The organism is Kineosporia mesophila (genome assembly GCF_021129235.1).
Taxonomy (GTDB): domain Bacteria; phylum Actinomycetota; class Actinomycetes; order Actinomycetales; family Kineosporiaceae; genus Kineosporia; species Kineosporia mesophila.
Genome location: NZ_JAJOMA010000021.1, coordinates 68,964 through 86,480, shown reverse-complemented (window position 1 = coordinate 86,480; position 17,517 = coordinate 68,964). Strand labels below are relative to the sequence as shown.

The 17,517-nt window shown below is 69.3% G+C and carries 17 protein-coding genes; 10 read left to right on the top strand and 7 right to left on the bottom strand.

What is annotated here, in order from left to right; genetic code table 11:
• Positions 1-174 precede the first annotated feature (174 nt).
• Positions 175-1,194: a DUF3558 domain-containing protein gene (locus tag LR393_RS25880; RefSeq protein WP_231487318.1), complete on the top strand. Its 1,020-nt coding sequence runs from the start codon at positions 175-177 to the stop codon at positions 1,192-1,194.
• A 37-nt stretch (positions 1,195-1,231) separates the two neighbouring features.
• On the opposite strand, the gene LR393_RS25875 is transcribed toward LR393_RS25880, so the two are convergent.
• From LR393_RS25875 to LR393_RS25855, 5 genes are all read right to left on the bottom strand, one after another.
• Positions 1,232-3,127, bottom strand: a complete 1,896-nt coding sequence (locus tag LR393_RS25875) for a phosphoenolpyruvate carboxykinase (GTP) (RefSeq protein ID WP_269327886.1) — start codon at positions 3,125-3,127, stop codon at positions 1,232-1,234.
• 262 nt (positions 3,128-3,389) lie between these two features.
• Entirely contained in the window at positions 3,390-4,679 is a 1,290-nt protein-coding gene (locus tag LR393_RS25870) for an ABC transporter permease (RefSeq protein WP_231487316.1), read from the bottom strand.
• Positions 4,676-5,560, bottom strand: a complete 885-nt coding sequence (locus tag LR393_RS25865; protein ID WP_231487315.1) for an ABC transporter ATP-binding protein — start codon at positions 5,558-5,560, stop codon at positions 4,676-4,678. Before LR393_RS25865 ends, LR393_RS25870 begins: the two co-directional genes overlap by 4 nt.
• Before the next feature lie 112 nt (positions 5,561-5,672).
• Complete coding sequence (locus LR393_RS25860) at positions 5,673-6,335, bottom strand: response regulator transcription factor (protein ID WP_331282986.1); 663 nt, start codon at positions 6,333-6,335, stop codon at positions 5,673-5,675.
• Entirely contained in the window at positions 6,332-7,642 is a 1,311-nt protein-coding gene (locus tag LR393_RS25855) for a sensor histidine kinase (protein ID WP_231487314.1), read from the bottom strand. Before LR393_RS25855 ends, LR393_RS25860 begins: the two co-directional genes overlap by 4 nt.
• Before the next feature lie 56 nt (positions 7,643-7,698).
• Between LR393_RS25855 and LR393_RS25850 the strand changes: the two genes are divergently transcribed.
• The 4 genes from LR393_RS25850 (at position 7,699) to LR393_RS25835 (ending at position 11,586) form a co-directional block, all read left to right on the top strand.
• Positions 7,699-8,484 carry an IclR family transcriptional regulator domain-containing protein gene (locus tag LR393_RS25850; RefSeq protein WP_231487313.1) on the top strand — a complete coding sequence of 262 codons (786 nt, stop codon included), beginning with the start codon at positions 7,699-7,701 and terminating at the stop codon, positions 8,482-8,484.
• Between the two features lie 641 nt (positions 8,485-9,125).
• Positions 9,126-10,292, top strand: coding sequence for a thiolase family protein (locus LR393_RS25845; protein ID WP_231487312.1), 1,167 nt, complete (start codon positions 9,126-9,128; stop codon positions 10,290-10,292).
• Positions 10,292-10,951, top strand: coding sequence for a 3-oxoacid CoA-transferase subunit A (locus LR393_RS25840; protein WP_231487311.1), 660 nt, complete (start codon positions 10,292-10,294; stop codon positions 10,949-10,951). The genes LR393_RS25845 and LR393_RS25840 overlap by 1 nt, the downstream gene beginning before the upstream one ends.
• Positions 10,948-11,586: a 3-oxoacid CoA-transferase subunit B gene (locus LR393_RS25835; protein ID WP_231487310.1), complete on the top strand. Its 639-nt coding sequence runs from the start codon at positions 10,948-10,950 to the stop codon at positions 11,584-11,586. The genes LR393_RS25840 and LR393_RS25835 overlap by 4 nt, the downstream gene beginning before the upstream one ends.
• Here LR393_RS25835 and LR393_RS36665 read toward each other — a convergent pair.
• Together LR393_RS36665 and LR393_RS25825 are read right to left on the bottom strand one after the other, a co-directional pair.
• Entirely contained in the window at positions 11,583-12,395 is an 813-nt protein-coding gene (locus LR393_RS36665; protein WP_231487309.1) for a DUF2510 domain-containing protein, read from the bottom strand. The two genes, LR393_RS25835 and LR393_RS36665, sit on opposite strands and share 4 nt — an antisense overlap.
• 184 nt (positions 12,396-12,579) lie before the next feature.
• Positions 12,580-13,476 carry a LysR family transcriptional regulator gene (locus tag LR393_RS25825; RefSeq protein ID WP_231487308.1) on the bottom strand — a complete coding sequence of 299 codons (897 nt, stop codon included), beginning with the start codon at positions 13,474-13,476 and terminating at the stop codon, positions 12,580-12,582.
• A 75-nt stretch (positions 13,477-13,551) separates the two neighbouring features.
• On the opposite strand from LR393_RS25825, the gene LR393_RS25820 reads away from it, so the two are divergent.
• The 5 genes from LR393_RS25820 to LR393_RS25800 all read left to right on the top strand — a co-directional run bounded on the left by LR393_RS25820 (position 13,552) and on the right by LR393_RS25800 (position 17,317).
• Positions 13,552-14,433 carry an EamA family transporter gene (locus LR393_RS25820; RefSeq protein WP_407937354.1) on the top strand — a complete coding sequence of 294 codons (882 nt, stop codon included), beginning with the start codon at positions 13,552-13,554 and terminating at the stop codon, positions 14,431-14,433.
• Positions 14,434-14,628: 195 nt separating this feature from the next.
• Positions 14,629-14,964, top strand: a complete 336-nt coding sequence (locus tag LR393_RS25815) for a hypothetical protein (RefSeq protein WP_231487306.1) — start codon at positions 14,629-14,631, stop codon at positions 14,962-14,964.
• Complete coding sequence (locus LR393_RS25810; RefSeq protein ID WP_231487305.1) at positions 14,961-15,377, top strand: PIN domain-containing protein; 417 nt, start codon at positions 14,961-14,963, stop codon at positions 15,375-15,377. Before LR393_RS25815 ends, LR393_RS25810 begins: the two co-directional genes overlap by 4 nt.
• Positions 15,378-15,433: 56 nt before the next feature.
• Positions 15,434-16,261 carry a patatin-like phospholipase family protein gene (locus LR393_RS25805; protein ID WP_231487304.1) on the top strand — a complete coding sequence of 276 codons (828 nt, stop codon included), beginning with the start codon at positions 15,434-15,436 and terminating at the stop codon, positions 16,259-16,261.
• A 3-nt stretch (positions 16,262-16,264) separates the two neighbouring features.
• The gene (locus LR393_RS25800; protein ID WP_231487303.1) at positions 16,265-17,317 is read left to right on the top strand and encodes a 1-acyl-sn-glycerol-3-phosphate acyltransferase; all 1,053 of its coding nucleotides are present in this window, start codon (positions 16,265-16,267) and stop codon (positions 17,315-17,317) included.
• The last annotated feature ends 200 nt before the right edge of the window (positions 17,318-17,517 follow it).

The following is a 17,517-nucleotide window of genomic DNA, read 5'->3' as shown; positions in this document are numbered from 1 at the left end:
GGCCTTCTCCAGATCTCATCCGTTCGGAGGTGCGGAGATGCGCCGTTCGCCCGGGTCGTGGTCGGATGGGTGCGCCACCCGAGAGTCACATCAGACCCACAGCACCCGGAGGTTGCCCCTATGCGCCCCGCTCGGCCCTTGTCGCGCCGGAATCTGTCTGTGGGGGTGGGGTTGGTGTCGCTGGCTTCCCTGGTGGTCGCCGGGTGCGGATCAGAGACGACGAACACCTCGCCCCTCGCCGCGTCCACGAGCGGTTCTCCGTCTGCGACCACCTCGACCGACCCGGTCACCCCCGGAACTGCGGATCCGCAGGGAAGCTCAACGACGTCCTCAAGCAGTGCGGTCGACCCGACCACCGTGCCGGTGACCCCGGAGACCACCACAACCGCTCCGGCGGCCCGGGAACTGCCGCGGGGTGGCACCGAGCTCTTCCCGCACTACCGCCTCGTGGGCTACTCCGGCGGTGCTGCCAAGTCGTTCGGCCGGCTGGGAATCGGCGACCTGCAGGCCCGGGTCGACGAGATCGAGAAACTCGGCCGGAAGTACGACGGCGACGGGCGGGAGCCACTGCCGGTGCTGGAGCTCATCACCACCGTCGTGCAGGCGTCGCCGGGTAAGGACAAGATGTACCGGGCCCGTACCCGTGACGCCGAGATCGGGCGCTACCTGAAGGTGGCGCGGAAGAGCAAAGCGTTGCTGCTGCTGAACATCCAGCCCGGCCGGGCCGACTTCCTCACCGAGGTCAAGGCGATGAGCAAGTGGCTGGAGGAGCCCGACGTGGGCCTGGCCCTGGACCCGGAGTGGGCGGTCGGGCCGAAGCAGACACCCGGTCATGTCTACGGCCACACCAGCGCGGGTGAGCTCAACCAGGTGTCGCTCTGGCTCTCGAAGTTCGTCACTCAGCGCGGTCTGCCGGAAAAGGCTTTCGTGGTGCACCAGCTCGCGCCCCGGATCATCAGTGACGTGCCGAAGATCCGGGAGCGCAAGGGGCTGCAGTTCATCCTGAGTGTAGACGGGATCGGCGCGCGGGTGGACAAGGAGAAGACCTGGCGCAAGCTGGTGCAACCCCTGCCCGACGGCACCCACGCCGGCTTCAAGCTGTTCTTCGAGGAGGACCGGGAGCACGGCAAGCTGATGACACCGTCGCAGGTGCTGAAGCTGAAGCCCCGCCCGGAGTACGTGCTCTACGAATAAACCTTTCCGTGATCATTTGCATGATCACGAAGAGGTTTCAGGCGGCGCCCAGGCGGGCCTTCAGGTCGTTCAGCTCGGTGATCAGGGTGGTCGGCATCTTCTCCCCGATCTTGTCGAACCACTCCTCGATCAGCGGAATCTCGGCCTTCCACTCGTCCGGGTCGACGCGCACGGCCTGCTCCAGCCGGCCCTCGTCGAGATCGAGGCCGCTGATGTCGAGCGTGCCTGGCGCCGGCACGTGGCCGATCGGGGTCTCGACGGCGGCGACCTGGCCCTCGAGTCGTTCCACCACCCACTTCAGCACGCGACCGTTCTCGCCGTAGCCCGGCCAGAGGAAGCCGCCGTCCTCGTCACGCCGGAACCAGTTGACATAGAAGATCTTCGGCATCTTGTCGGCGTCGGCGCCCTTGCCCATGTCGATCCAGTGCTGGAAGTAGTCGCCGGCGTTGTAGCCGATGAACGGCAGCATGGCCATCGGGTCGCGGCGCACCACGCCGACGGCGCCGGTCGCGGCGGCGGTGGTCTCGGAGCTCAGGGTCGCGCCCATGAACGTGCCGTGGGCCCAGTCCCGCGACTGTGTGACCAGCGGGATCGTGGTCTTGCGGCGCCCGCCGAAGAGGATGGCCGAGATCGGCACACCGGCCGGGTCGTCGTACTCGTCGGCGAGGATCGGGCAGTTGCGGATCGGGGTGCAGAACCGTGAGTTCGGATGGGAAGAAGGATTTTCGGACGAGGGAGTCCAGTCGTTGCCGTGCCAGTCGGTGAGGTGGGCGGGCGGTTGCGGGGTCATGCCCTCCCACCAGATGTCACCGTCGTCGGTCAGTGCCACGTTGGTGAACACCGATCCGCCCGCCTCGATCGCCCGCATCGCGTTCGGGTTGGTGTCCCAGCCGGTGCCGGGAGCGACTCCGAACAGGCCGTTCTCGGGATTCGTGGCATAGAGCCGGCCGTCGTGGCCGAAGCGCATCCAGGCGATGTCGTCGCCCAGCGTCTCGACCTTCCAGCCGGGGACGGTCGGTTCGAGCATCGCCAGATTGGTCTTGCCGCAGGCACTCGGGAACGCGGCGGCGATGTACTTCACCACGTTCGAGGGTGAGGTGAGCTTGAGGATCAGCATGTGCTCGGCCAGCCAGCCCTCGTCGCGGGCCATCGCCGAGGCGATGCGCAGCGAGTAGCACTTCTTGCCGAGCAGAGCGTTGCCGCCGTATCCCGAACCGAACGACTGGATCTCGCGGCTCTGCGGGAACTGCACGATGTACTTGGTGTCGTTGCAGGGCCAGGCCACATCCGCCTGGCCGGGCTCCAGCGGGGCGCCGATCGAATGCATCGCCGGCACGTAGTCCGCCGACGGGCCCATTTTCTCGAGCACCCGGGTGCCGGTCTTGGCCATCACGTTCATCGAGACCACGACATAGGGCGAGTCGGTGATCTCCACGCCGAACATCGGTTTCTCGGCGTCGAGATGTCCCATCACAAAAGGAATCACGTACATCGTGCGGCCCTTCATGCAGCCGCGGTACAGGTCTTTCAGGATGGTCCGCATCTCGCCCGGGTCCATCCAGTTGTTCGTCGGGCCGGCGTCGGCCTCGTCGACCGAGCAGATGAAGGTGCGGTCTTCGACCCGGGCCACGTCGGTGGGGTCGGAGGCGCACCAGTACGAGTTCGGCTTCTTCGCCAGTTTCACGAAAGTTCCTGCGGCAACGAGATCGTCGATGATCTCCCGATGCTGCTGGGCCGACCCGTCGATCCACACCACACGCTCCGGAGTGGTCAGTTCAGCTGTCTGCGAGACCCAGGCCAGCAGACCGGGATGCCTGGTCGGGGCCTCGGGGAGGGTGATGGCGTCGTTCTGGAATGTCGTCACGGGGCTGCCTTCCTCGTGGGTGTGAATCACGCCTGGAACAGACAGCGCCCCGGCCCGCCCCGGCAACATGAGAACGACGTTCTGATGTTACGGGCGGTAGCCGGAACGTCGTTGTCCGCGGGGTCTTCTCCACCGTACCTGTCCGGACAGGTGTTGTGAACCTGTCCGGACAGATGAATCGGTGACGCTCTTCACATCGCTCTGACGTGGGCAAACCCGGTTGCAAGACCTTGCGTCGATGCTGCACGAACTTGCAGCCCCGGTGGCAGCAGCGAACCCCGCCACTGGCCGGTGAAAGCATTCAGTGACGGGGCTCGGTGGTGTGCGAGGCTTACGCGGAGGTCTGCTTCTCCCTCTTCCAGGCCGCGGCGATCGAGGTCTTCGTGCCGGTGCGCAGCAGCGATCCCTCGTAGAGGCGGGCGGCGAGAACGATGAGGAGCGCTCCGGTGGCGGCGATGATGCCGAGCGAGATCAGGGCCTCCCACCACGACGCGTCCTCGATCAGCAGCCGCCGGGGCATGCTCATCGGTGAGGTGAAGGGCACGTAGGAAAGAACTTTCAGGCCCGTACCGGGATCGGTGAACGAAAAGGCTAGAAAGAAGGGGATGATCAGGGCCATCTGCAGGGGCATCGTGGTCGACTGGAGGTCTTCCTGCCGCGCGGCCAGGGAGCCCGCGGCGGCCCAGGCACAGCTCAGCATCACGAAGCCGAGGGCGAAGAAGAGCAGGAACCAGCCGCCCGAGCTGAGCAGCAGACTCGCCGCGGCCCCCTGCCCGGTCGCGCTGGCCGCCGCCAGGCCGATCGCCAGCAGCAGGGCCACCTGGCCCAGGGCGAGCACCGCGTTACCCACGATCTTGCCCGCCAGTAGCAGCCGCACCGGGGTGGCCGCGACCAGGATCTCGATCACCCGGCTCTGCTTCTCCTCCACCACGCTCTGCGCGATGGTCAGGCCGAAGACGATGGCGGTGAAGTAGAACAGGCCGGCGAAGGCGAAGCTGAGCACGGTGGCGACGCCCTCGTTCGGGGAGCCGGGCTCCAGCAGGCGCTCACCCGGCGGCCGGGTGCTCTGCAACTGGGTCAGCACGTCGTCACCGACCCCGGCCTCGGTCAGCACCGCGCGGGTCTCGTCGGCCTGCGCGGCCACGGTAATCAGCGTGCTCAGGTCGCTGTCGACCTCGTCGCGGCCGATCACCTCGAGCGTGCCGTCGGCCGTCTCGACCAGGGCGGCGTCCGCGTCCTCGCTCCGCACCAGGGCGGTCGCCGCGTCGGCCGAGTCCGCGTTCACCAGGGTCAGGTCGGCTGCCGGCACCCCGGTCTCGGCGGCGCGGGTGACCAGCGGCAGGCCGTCCTCGCCGGCCTGGTCGTCGGCCTTCTCCTGCACGTCGGCAGCGGTGATCGCGGCGGCCCCGACGGTCTTCGCGGTCTCGCCGATCGTGGTCGCGCTCGACCCGGCCACCGCGAGGCGGAACTTCGGATGCCCGTCGTCGCCGTTCAGCAGCAGCGGCACCACCACCGAGCCGACCACGATCAGCAGCATCACCCCGGTGGAGATGAGGAAGGCCCGGTCGCGGAGCTTGGTCGTGATCTCCCGGGCCGCGATCAGGCGAATGGTCTCGATCACTGGGACACCTCCCGATAGATGTCGGCCAGGGCGGGGATGACCCGGCTGAACTCGTGGACCGGCCCGTGGTTCAGGGCCACGGACAGCAGTTGCTGGTCGTGCGACACGTCGGGCAGCTCGACCAGGGCCTTCGGCCCGTCCACGTCGAGCACCTGGATGCCGTCGACGTCCCGCAGCCAGCCCGCGTCCTCACCCAGCACCAGACGGAAACGGGCACCCGCCCGCTCGTGCCGCAGCGCCTCGACCGTGCCGCGTGCCACCACACCGCCGCCGGAGATGATCACCAGGTCGTCGCAGATCCGCTCGACCAGGTCGAGCTGATGGCTGGAGAAGAGCACCGGCACGCCGGTCGCGGCGCTGGTGCGCAGGATCGTGGTCATCGTGTCCACGGTGATCGGGTCGAGACCGCTGAACGGCTCGTCCAGCACCAGCAGCGCCGGTTCGTGGATCAGGGCCGCGGCCACCTGCACGCGCTGCTGGTTGCCCAGCGACAGCGATTCCAGCTTGTCGGTCAGCCGGTCGCCCAGACCGAGCTGCTCCAGCAGGTCGGTGGCCTTGCGCCGGGCCGCACCCGCGTCCACACCGTGCAGGCGGGCCAGGAAGATCAGCTGGTCGAGAGGGTTCATCTTGGGATAGAGACCGCGCTCCTCGGGCATGTAGCCGAACCCGCGGCGGGCCTCCCGGTCGACGGGCTGCCCCTTCCAGCTCACCGTGCCGGCGTCGGGGGCGAGAATGCCCAGCACGATCCGCATGGTGGTGGTCTTGCCGGCGCCGTTCGAGCCGACGAACCCGGTGAGCCGGCCCGGCTCGACGGTGAACGAGATGCCGTCCAGGACCCGGCGGCCGTCGAACGAACGACTGATGCCGTCCAGCTCAAGCATGATCCGCGCTCCTTCGTGGTGGTTCTGCTGACTCCACCGACGCTAGGCGCTCACCGGATCACCCGTCGTCCGGCGCGCGAGGGACCGGCCGGGTCCCCCTTGCGACGGACCCTCAACGGTCCCCGGGGGTCACCACACCGCTCTCGTAGGCGAACACCACGGCCTGCACCCGGTCACGCACGCCGAGCTTGGCCAGCACCCGGGACACGTGGGTCTTCACGGTGGCCTCGCCGACGAACAACGCGGTCGCGATCTCGGCGTTGCTCGACCCGGCGGCCAGGAGCCGCAGGATGTCCCACTCCCGATCGGTCAGCTGGTCGAGCCGGGCCGGGCGCTGCACGGACCCCGGATTGACGGTGAATCGGTCGAGCACCCGGCGGGTCAGCTCGGGGGCCAGCATGGCATCGCCCCGGGCCACGATGCGGATGGCGTGGATCAGGTCTTCCGGGGTGGAGTTCTTCAGCAGGAACCCGGCCGCGCCCGCCTGCAACGCCCCGAACAGGTAGTCCTCCCGGTCGAAGGTGGTGAGGATGACGACCTTCGCGGCCGACGTCCTGACGATCTCCCGGGTGGCGGTGATCCCGTCGGTGCCCGGCATCTGCACGTCCATCAGGATGACGTCGGGCGTGTTCTCCGCGGCCCGGGCGATCGCCTCGGCACCGTTCGAGGCCTCCGCCACCACCTCCAGACCGGGCTCGCTGGACAGGATCATCCGGAACCCCGCCCGCATCAGCTCCTGATCGTCTGCCAGCAGCACTCTGATCGACCCGGTCACTTGCCCGCCATCTCCTCGTTCATGGTTCTGACCAGCGGCAGCCGGGCGCGCACCCGGTAACCGCCATCGGGACGACGGCCCAGGTCGAGGGTGCCGCCGTGCACCTCCACCCGCTCGCGCATGCCGACCTGGCCGAGCCCCGAGCCCTGACTGCCGGAAGACCCCACACCTCGTCCGTCGTCGACGACCTCCACCTCGACCGCCTCGGCCAGGTACCGCAACCGGGCGTCGATCCGGCTGGCCCCGGCGTGCTTCAGGGCGTTCGTCAGGGCCTCCTGCGCGATCCGGTAGACCGACACCGAGACCGCCACGGTCAGCGGCACGGGTGTCCCAACCACGGTGAAATGCGTTGCCAGACCTGGTGACACGGCGTTTTCCAGGAGATGCGGCAGGTCGTCGACACCCGGGGGTGGTGGGTTGTCCTCCCCCATCGGCTTCTCATCGGTGTCGCGCAGCACCACCAGCAGCCGGCGCATCTCCTCCACGGCGGAACGTCCCGACTCCTCGATCACACCGAGCGTCCGGCGGGTGAGTTCCGGGTCGCGGTCGAGCACCCGCCGCGCGGCCCCCGCCTGCACGCCCATCAGGCTCACGTGATGAGCCACCACGTCGTGCAGTTCTCTTGCAATACGGACTCTTTCGGCCAGCACGGCCCGGCGTGCGCTCTCGTCGCGCTCGCGGGCCAGCTCCAGCGTGCGCTCGTGCAGCTGCTCCCGCTGCCGCTCCTGCTTCCACGAGGCGTCGCCGAAATACCAGGCGGCGGCGAAGAAGAGGACGTTGAACAGGGTGGTGTAGAGAACAGTCGCCAGATGCGCGGGGATCGGTCCCTCGCCCTGGTGGTCGTCGTTCCCGGCCCAGGCCGTGGCACTGATCGCATAAGCCAGCCAGCAGAACATCACCACCACGACGATCGTGCGGGCGGCGTTCGTGAGGCGCCGGTCACGTCCCCAGGCCCCGGCCGTGTAGAGCGTGCAGAACAACGCGATCGAGCTCATCGTGCCCTCGATGATCGCCCGCGACTGCATCCCGATGAACGCGACCGACACCACCAGCAGCACCGGTAGCGGATACCGGCGGCGCAGGCAGAGCGGCAGCCCCACGGCGAACGACCAGAGCACCGACTCCAGGATCGAGATCTTCATCAGATCGTCGTCGTCGCTCGAGATGCTGCGGTACAGGAAGGCGCTGAGCACCATGCCCGCGGTCAGCAGCAGACCGGTGATCACGTCCCACCGCAGCTGCCGCGCGGACGGCCCGGGCCGCGCGTAGTCACCGTCATCGGCCGTGCTGCTGGCAAATGACGCCACCTGTCGGATCCCACCCCTCATACCCGCAGCGTACGGGGGCCCTAAAGTCTTCGACCATGACGGATCCGGGCCCACGCGCCGAGAGCCTGCAGTCGCTCACCCGGGGGCTCGCCGTGATCCGTTGCTTCGACGCCGATCACGCCGACCTCACGCTGTCCGACGTCGCCCGCCGGTCCGGTACCTCCCGCGCCACCGCCCGCCGCATTCTGCACACGCTGGAAGACCTCGGCTACGTGCGCATGCGGGACTCCCGGTTCACCCTCACACCCCGGGTGCTGGAACTGGGAGGGGCTTATCTGGCCTCGTCCCCGTTGCCCGTCCTCGCGCGACCGCACCTGTCCGACCTCACCGCGACCTGTGAGGAGTCGAGCTCGCTGTCCGAACTCGACGGCGACGACATCGTCTACGTCGCCCGCGTGGAGCGGCGCCGCATCATGACCGTCGCGATCGGCATCGGCACCCGGTTCCCGGCCTACGCCACGTCGATGGGTCGCGTGCTGCTGGCCGGGCGGCCGGCCGAGTGGGTGGATGCGTATCTCTCGCGGGTCCCGTTGGCGAGTCTCACCAGTCACACAATTGTGGACGCGGGTCAGCTCCGGTCCCAGCTCTCCCAGGTCCGGGACCAGGGCTGGTGCCTGGTCGACGAGGAACTGGAGCCTGGCCTGCGATCGGTCGCCGCGCCGGTGCTCGCGCCGTCCGGCGAGGTGATCGCGGCGGTGAACATCTCCACCACCACCCGCCGCAGCGTCGAGGAGATCCTGGCCGAGCTCCTGGAACCCCTCCGGACCTGCGCCCGGGAAATCAGCGCGGACCTGTCCCAGGTGCTGGTACGTAACCACTGAGGCCCTTGGCAACAGCCGTATGCACCTGACCCACCTGCGCACCTGGCTCACCTGAACCACCTGCGCACCTGGCTCACCTGGCTCACCTGGCTCACCTGGCTCACCTGGCTCACCTGGCTCACCTGGCTCACCTGGCTCACCTGGTGCACCTGCGCACCTGCGCACCTGACCCACCTGACCCACCTGACCCACCTGACCCACCTGACCCACCTGACCCACCGGTGAGTCGCTCGTGCCACGGCCGGCCTCCCCGGCTAAGCCCTTCGCCATGTGTACACATGGTTCACCTGGTACCGGATGTACACGTCTCCCGCGCTGCTCCCAGCCATGCGCCGGCGCCGAAGAGGCAGCCCCACTCCGGGGGTGGTTCGTGTGCCACGGGCGACGACCCGCGAACGTTCGCCGGCCGCGGCCGGACACCCGTCGTCCATCAGTGGGGAAGTTTCGGGTGCCCACCGCGCACGGACTTCCCCGACCTGGTCTGCCGGAGCGTTCCGGCCGGCCGGACCTCGTTGGTGAGCACTGGCGTCCTCCGCTGGTGTGCCCCGACGGCCACTGCCGCTCTTCCCCACAGGTCACCAGGCGCTACTCTGTTCTTGGAACGCACATGCGTTCGCCCAGCGAACACCGGGAGTCGACGAATGCCCGCCGCGTACGTCTACCAAGCCCTGCGCACACCGTTCGGGCGGTTCAACGGCGCGCTCGCCGACAGCCGCCCCGATGACCTCGCCGCTCACGTGGTCAAGGCTCTGGCCGGCGGCGCTCCGGCTCTGGATCCGGCGCGGATCGACGAGATCGTGCTGGGCAACGCCAACGGCGCGGGTGAGGAGAACCGCAATGTGGCCCGGATGGCCGGGTTGCTCGCCGGGCTGCCGACCTCGGTGCCGGCCACCACGGTGAACCGGCTGTGCGGGTCCGGCCTGGACGCGGTGATCTCGGCCTCGCGCTCGATCGAGACCGGTGACGCGGACGTGGTGGTCGCGGGCGGCGTGGAATCGATGACGCGGGCGCCCTGGGTCCTGATGAAACCGGCACCCGCGCTCGACGCTTCGCTGGTTTCCACCACCCTGGGGTGGCGTCTGGTCAACGAGAAGCTGCCCGACGAATGGACGGTGTCGCTGGGGGAGGCGAACGAGCAGCTGCGGGAACGCTTCTCGATCAGTCGGGAACGGCAGGACGAGTTCGCGCTGCGCTCGCACCAGCTTGCCCAGCAGGCCTGGGACGATGGCTTCTACGACGAACTGGTGACGCCCGTGGCCGGGCTGACGAAGGACGAGGGCATCCGGGCCTCGTCCACTCCTGAGAAACTTGCCTCGCTGAAACCCGTCTTCCGCCCCGACGGCACGATCACCGCGGCCAATGCCTCCCCGCTGAACGACGGCGCGTCCGCCGTTCTGGTCGGGTCGGCGGCGGCTGCGGATCTGCTCGGGCTGGCACCGCGGGCCCGCATCGCCGGGCGGGCGGCACATGCCTGCGATCCGCCGGAATTCGGCTTCGCACCGGTGGCCGCGGCACAGAAAGCTTTGCAGCGGGCCGGTATCGGCTGGGGAGACGTCGGAGCGGTCGAGCTGAACGAGGCCTTCGCGGTCCAGGCCCTGGCCTGTGTCGACGCCTGGAAGGCCGACCCGGAGATCGTCAATGTGCGGGGTGGGGCGATCGCGATCGGTCATCCGCTGGGTGCGTCCGGCGGCCGGCTGATCGGGAACCTGGCGGCCGTGCTGGCCGAGCGGAATGAGCGCTGGGGTGTGGCGGCCATCTGTATCGGCGTCGGTCAGGCGCTGGCCGTGGTGCTGGAGAACGTCGCCTGATGGCCGGGTTCTACGATTCCGCCGATGCTGCGGTGGCCGGAATCACCGATGGGTCGACGATTCTCGTCGGTGGCTTCGGCTCGGCCGGGCAGCCGGTGGAACTGATCGACGCCCTGCGCCGGCTCGGTGCCCGCGACCTGACCGTGGTCAGCAACAACGCTGGTAACGGTGACTTCGGCCTGGCCGCACTGCTGACCGCCGGGCAGGTGCGCAAGATGGTCTGCTCATTCCCGCGGCAGAGCGACTCCTGGGTGTTCGACGAGCTCTACCGCGCGGGCAAGATCGAGCTCGAGGTGGTGCCGCAGGGAAACCTGGCCGAGCGGATGCGCGCGGCCGGAGCCGGGATCGGTGCCTTCTTCGGTCCGACCGGCGTGGGTACACCGCTGGCCGAGGGCAAGGAGCAACGGACGATCGACGGTCGCCAGTACGTGCTGGAGTATCCGATCCGCGGTGACATCGCCCTGATCAAGGCGCACCGCTCCGACCGGATGGGCAACCTGGTCTACCGCAAGACCGCGCGCAACTTCGGCCCGGTGATGGCCACGGCCGCGACCACGACGGTCGTGCAGGTCGGCGAGATCGTGCCGACCGGCGACCTCGACCCGGAAGCCGTGGTCACACCGGGCATTTTCGTCGACCGGGTAGTGGAGATCCGATGAGCCTGAGCAAGGCCGAACTGGCCGCGACCGTCGCCCGGGACATCCCGCACGGTGCCTATGTGAACCTCGGCATCGGGCAGCCGACCATGGTGGCCGACCACTTGGCGCCGGACCGCGGGGTGGTGCTGCACACCGAGAACGGCATGCTGGGCATGGGCCGGGCCGCCGTCGGCGACGAGATCGACCCGGACCTGATCAACGCCGGCAAGGTGCCGGTGACACAGCCGCCCGGGGCCGTGTACTTCCACCACGCCGACAGTTTCGCCATGATGCGTGGCGGCCACCTCGACGTGTGTGTGCTCGGGGCGTTCCAGGTGTCGGCCCGTGGCGACCTGGCCAACTGGCACACCGGTGAGCCAGGGGCGATCCCGGCCGTGGGCGGCGCGATGGATCTGGCCATCGGGGCCAAGCAGGTGTTCGTGATGATGACGCTGTTCACCCGCGACGGAACCCCGAAACTGGTTCCGGAATGCACCTATCCGCTCACCGGACTGCGGTGCGTGAGCCGGGTGTACACGGAACTCGGGGTGTTCGAGATCGAGGAGGGCGGAGTTCGGGTGCGGGAGACCTTCGGCATCACGCCGGCCGAACTCCAGACCCGCCTCGACATCGAACTGCTTCAGGACCGGCCCTAATTGTCGACCTTCTCGTTCTCGGGGGCCGCTGGCAGGCGGTAGACGTGCTCGGTCCAGGTGCTGCCGTCCCACCAGCGCATCCGGTCGGCGTTCTCCTGCTGTTCCTGGTCGCGGTACCAGCCGGGCTCACCCGGCGGTTCGGGTTCAGGGTCTTCGCGTAGGGCGATCCGGATCTCCCTACGCACCGGCCCGCGGGGTGCGGGAAGGTCGGCCACCGGGTTCAGCTCGCGCTCCGGGGCAGTGTCGATGCGGGGTAGATACGTCGTGGGTGCGTCGTCGGTGATCTCGAACAGCAGAGCTCCCGACCGGGGATGTTCCAGGTAATGGATCAGTTCGCCGAGAACCCAGGCGGTGGAAGGGTCTTCGCCGGAGCACTCTTCGCGCTCCACCACCGCCTCGGCCACGATCGTGCTCCACGGGAAGTGCAGCATGGGAACTGCGCCGAGCTTCTCCTTGGCCACCGTGGTGGGGTGCTGCCCGGCCACCGGGGGTATCTCGTTGCTGATCGTCAGCAGTGCGTCGATGTCGTGCTCGGTGGCCAGGTCGAGATAGGCCTCCAGCCGGGAACTACGCAGCGGCCGAGGGCCCGTGCTCACCTCGACCAGAGCCGTCCAGAGCGTGCCGCCGTCGCTCACGCGGATCACGCCGTGCGGCAGGCATTCGTTGTCACCGCTCGAGAACGGCACCTCGGTGAAGGTTTCGATCGTGCCCGCCGGTGCCTCGAGAGGCTCCGTCAGTGCGCGCCCGAACCGTTCCACCGCGGTCATGGTGGCCAGCAGCGCGGCTGTCGCCCGGCGCTCCTGCTCCACCTGTGAGTTGATTCCCGTGGTCGGGATCAACCTCGCTTCGTGCCACCCTATTTTCTTCATTCCCGCCCCCTCCATGACGGATCAGGCTACCCGGCGTCAACCGGTCAGGTCCGGCAGTCTGCACGATCTAGCGATTACTGGCGAGAGTCAGTCACTCCAGTCACTTGAGTAACGCAAAGCCGCCCTAATTAGGCGTTTTGACGGAATCCAGCAGATGGAGCAGCAAGGCCAGGGGCGGCCATTCGGCCCGGCCCAGCCGCGTGACGGCATAGGCGCGCAGGCGTACCTCCGGGTCGCGCAGGGGCAACAGGGTCACTCCGGGGCGGGTGCGGCGGTCGGCGGGCAGCAGCCCGATGCCCTGCCCGGCGAGGATCAGATCCTCCACCAGCTCCAGGCTGTCGGCCTGGTGGCTGATACGGGGCTCGAAACCGGCCATCGACGCCAGGGTTCGCACGGCGTCCTCGTCGGCCGGGTTACGGGAGTTGACGATCCAGGCCTCGCCGGCCAGGACGTCCATAGTCATCGTGGACGTTGGTCCGGCGGACTGCGACAGGCGCTCGGGTACACCGATGGACCACGGCGCGGACCACAACGGAAAGAATCTCAGGGACGGGTCCTGGGCCCGCGGGGCCAGGTTGTAGTCGTAGGTCAGGGCCAGATCGACCTCGTCCGCGAGCACCGAGGCCAGCCCTTCGACGGGCTCGTACTCGTGAATGAGCAACCGCACGCCCGGATGGGTCTGCGCCAGCTGCGTCACGATCGGCAGCAGTGCCCGCCGGATCGCCGTGGCGAAACCGCTGACCCGTACCGTGCCCGCGGGTTCGGTCGTCGGGTCGAGATCGGCCCGGGCGGCCTCGACCGCGGCCAGGATCGTCATCGCGTGCCCGGCCAGGCGCCGCCCGGCCGGGGTGAGTCGCACCCGCCGCCCGTCCGGCTCGATCAGCGGTACGCCGACTTCCCTGGCCAGCACCGCTATCTGCTGCGAGACGGTGGAGGTGGTGATGCCGAGTTCGTCCGCCACACCCCGCATCGAGCCCTGCCGGGAGAGCTCGAGCAGCAGTTCCAGGCGGCGGGTCTCCATCGCGGCATTGTTCGGGATTTCTGAACGGTATGTCCATGACCGGCACGTGGACGGGAACGATGCTCTGGCGTTCAGATGACCTGCGTGAGTGCAACGACTCTGACCCGGCCCATCTCCTCCGCACGCACCGGCACCCTGATGGCGGCCGGTGCCATCGTCAGCGTCCAGCTCGGCCTGGCCGTCGCCGTGCCTCTGCTCGACGAGGTCGGTGCCCTGACCACGGCCTGGTTGCGACTGGGCTGGGCCGGGCTGCTGTTCGCGGTTCTGGTCCGGCCGCGGCCGGGCCGCCTGAGTCGGTCCGCCCTGCTCGCCGCCACGCTGCTCGGGGTGGTGACGGCGGGCGTGACGATGCTGTTCATGGCCTCGCTGCAGTACCTGCCGCTGGGCCCGGCCAGCGCCCTGGAATTCCTCGGGCCCCTGGGGGTGGCGGTGTTCCGCGGTCAGGGCCGGGCCCGCCTGCTGCCGGTGTTGGCGCTGACCGGGGTGCTGCTGCTGACGCAGCCGTGGGCTGGTGGCGTGCACCCGGGAGGGGTCGCCCTCGCCCTGTGTGCGGCCGGCTGCTGGGCGGCCTACATCCTGCTCACCCAGAAGATCGGGGACGAGGTCTCGGGGCTGCGCGGTCTGGGCATCTCGATGCCCGTGGCCGGCCTGGTCGCCACGGCCGTGGCCGGCCCCGGCCTGAAGGATGCCGGTCTGGACGGAAACCTTCTGCTGCACGGTCTTTTCCTGGCCCTGATGGTGCCGGTGGTGCCGTTCACGCTGGAACTGCTCGCCCTGCGCCGGCTGACCGCGGCGGCGTTCGGCACGCTGATGAGCCTGGAACCCGCCGTCGCCACGGTGATCGGCCTGCTGGTGCTGGGCCAGGTGCCCGGCTGGTCCGCCGCCCTCGGGGTGGGGTTCGTGGTGGCGGCCGGGATCGGGGCCGAGCGCTCGGGAGATCGGTCCGACCAGAAGTGAAGCGCGGCAATGGTTCTTGGCAGAATCTCGGGAAAGTGCGGGTGAGGGGCGAAATGGCGGACGAGGCCGTTGCCCGGGCGGTGCGGGCGGCTGCCGGCGCCCGGTCCGTCTTCGGGTCGGGCGCCTGACCTGCGACGACGGGGCAGGCCCGGGACGATCGGCGAAATTGTCGGTGGTGGGTTGCATTATGGGGATATGAGCAGAGAGAGGGAGGGGGGTCAGCCGCCAGCCTCCGAGGGGGCCCGGCTGACTACGACGATCACGGTCGAGGGGGTCGATCTGGCACTGCTCCGGCAGGCCGCGAGACTCCTGGGGGCGGAGGGTGCGGCGGTGGTCGATCAGGCTCTCGCCGAGCTCATCCGCGATCGCAATCAGCGGCGTGCGGTCGCCGCGGAGATCGAACGGTACGAGTCCGGTCAGTTCGCCGGGCTGTCCGGGCTGTCCGGGCCGGCTGGGGGCGCCGGGCCGGCCGGGTCGACCGGGCCGACGGGTCCGGCGATGCAGACGGTGCAGATCGGGGGAGGGGAATGAACGTGGGATGGCTGCTCGACAGCAGTGCGATCGGCCTGGCGCACCACAAGGAGGTGGCGGCCCGGCTGCGGCCGATGCTGACGGCCGGGGTGCTCTACACCTGCCCGGTGCTCGACCTGGAGGCGCTGGGCACGGCCGCCACGCCGCAGGTCTACCGCGCGATGCGGGCCGACCGGCAGCGGGCGTACCGCTCGGTGCCGTTCGGGCCCGCCGTGGGCGAGCGAGCCCTGCGGCTGCAGGCCCGGCTCGGCCGGTGGGCGGGGCCACCGGTGCGGCCGCGGGATCTGCTCGTCGCCGCGACGGCGCTGGAGCACGACCTCACGGTGCTCCATCACCACCCGGCCTTCGGGCTGCTGGGCGAGGTCTGCGGTCTCGATCAGCAGACGGTGGCCGACCTCGGCACGCTGGAATGACCGATATGGCGTACGGTCTGCGGGTCCCGGCAGCCCAAGAGGGGTAACAGGCAGGTATGGGCAAGACCGCATTCGTGTTCGGTGGCGGGGGCATGCTCGGGGCCAGCGAGGTGGGCATGCTCCGCGCCGTGATGGAGGCCGGGCACCGTCCCGACCTCGTCCTCGGCACCAGCGTCGGCGCGATCAACGGCGCCGTGCTGGCGGCCGATCCGACGCTCGACTGCGTGGACGAACTGGTGGAGACCTGGGAGTCGCTGGGCGGCCGGGAGCTTTTCTCCGGCCCGCTCCAGCGACTGCGGGTGGCGGCCAGTACGGGCACTCACCTGCACTCGATCGAGCCGCTGCGCGCGCTGATCGAGCGCCGGCTCGGGCCGATCGGCATCGAAGACCTGGCCGTGCCGTTCCAGTGCTGCGCCTCCAGCATCGAGCGGGCGGCCGAGACCTGGTTCACCCAGGGCCCGGTGGCGGCCGCGGTGGCCGCGTCGTGCGCGGTGCCGGGCATGTTCGGGCCGGTTCAGATCAACGGTGAGCACTACCTCGACGGTGGCCTGGTCAACAGCCTGCCGGTGGGCCGGGCCGTCGCGCTCGGCGCCACCGAGATCTTCGTCCTGCACGTGGGCCGCATCGAGCAGCCGCTGAAGGTGCCCACCCGGCCCTGGGAGGTCGCGACCGTGGCCTTCGAGATCGCCCGCCGGCACCGGTTCGCCGCCGACATGGCCGCCGTGCCCGATGGCGTCACCGTGCGGGTGATGCCGGCCGGTGCCGTGGTGAGCCCGAGCGCGAACCTGCGCTACCGCAACACCCAGCGCGTCCGCATGCGCATCGACGAGGCTTACCAGGCCTCGCGCACCTACCTGGAGACACTCCCGGCCGGACAGGACTGACACATGCTTCCCCCGTACTGGGTCCGCCGTCTGTTCCTGGTTCCGCTGATGCTCGTCATCAGCCTGTTCGCCGTGGTCACCTCCCCGGCCACCCTGCTGATCGCGGCGATCGCCGGGTTCGCCGGGCCCGGCCGGAAGGGCCGCCTGTTCCGCATCACCGCCCTGGTGATCGGATACCTGGCCGCCGAGGGCGTGGCCCTGTTCGTGCTCGCCTACCTGTGGGTGGCGGCCGGGTTCGGCCGCCGGGTGCGCGAGCCGAAGCATGAGCGCCGGCACTACGTCTGCGTGCGCACCTTCCTGCGCTGGATCTTCTGGCTGGTCAACCACGTGCTGCACGTACAGGTGCGGGTGGAGGGCCCGATCCCCGAGGCCTACCGCGACAAACCCCTGATCGTGTTCAGCCGCCACGCCGGCCCGGGCGACTCGTTCCTCCTGGTCCACGCCCTGATGAACTGGTACGACCGGGAACCGCGCATCGTGCTCAAGGACACGCTTCAGTGGGACCCGGCGATCGACATCGTGCTGAACCGCCTGCCGACCCGGTTCATCCGGTCCGGTGCGCCGGGCAAGGCCACGATCGACCCGGCCGCCGGCCCCGACGCCGAGACCCAGATCGGTGAGCTGGCCCGGCGGCTCGATCACGACGACGCCCTCGTCCTCTTCCCCGAAGGTGGCAACTTCACCCAGCGGCGCCGCGCCCGGGCCATCGCCCGGCTGCGCCGGCGCGGGCTGATGGCCGAGGCCGCGAAGGCCGAGGCCATGCGGTACGTGCTGCCGCCCCGGCCCGGCGGCGTGCTCGCGGTGCTGGAGAACGCGCCCGAGGCCGACGTGGTGTGGGTGGCGCACACCGGCACTGATCACCTGCTCACCGTGGCCGACGTGTGGGACGCCCTGCCGGTCCACATCGACCTGAAAATGCGCTGGTGGCAGGTCCCGGCGGGTAGCGTCCCGCAGGATCGGGAGCAGCGCATCGCCTGGCTCTACGAGTGGTGGCGCCAGATCGACGGGTGGGTCACGGAGAACCGCGTGGCGGAGGGCCAGCGCGAGGTCGTCTGAGAGGCCATACTTGTAAGTCCCTTTGTCGCCGACCACGGCGACGGAGGAGTGGTGGCAGCACCTGAGGGCCGTGTCGGTGGGCCGGGACGATGACCCACACCGGTACCGACGTGCCGGGCGTGAAAGGTCACGACCGGTCCGCGGTGACTCGGTGCAGCAGGGATAACAGCGCGGAATGAAACCAAAGGCCTGCCAGGGGC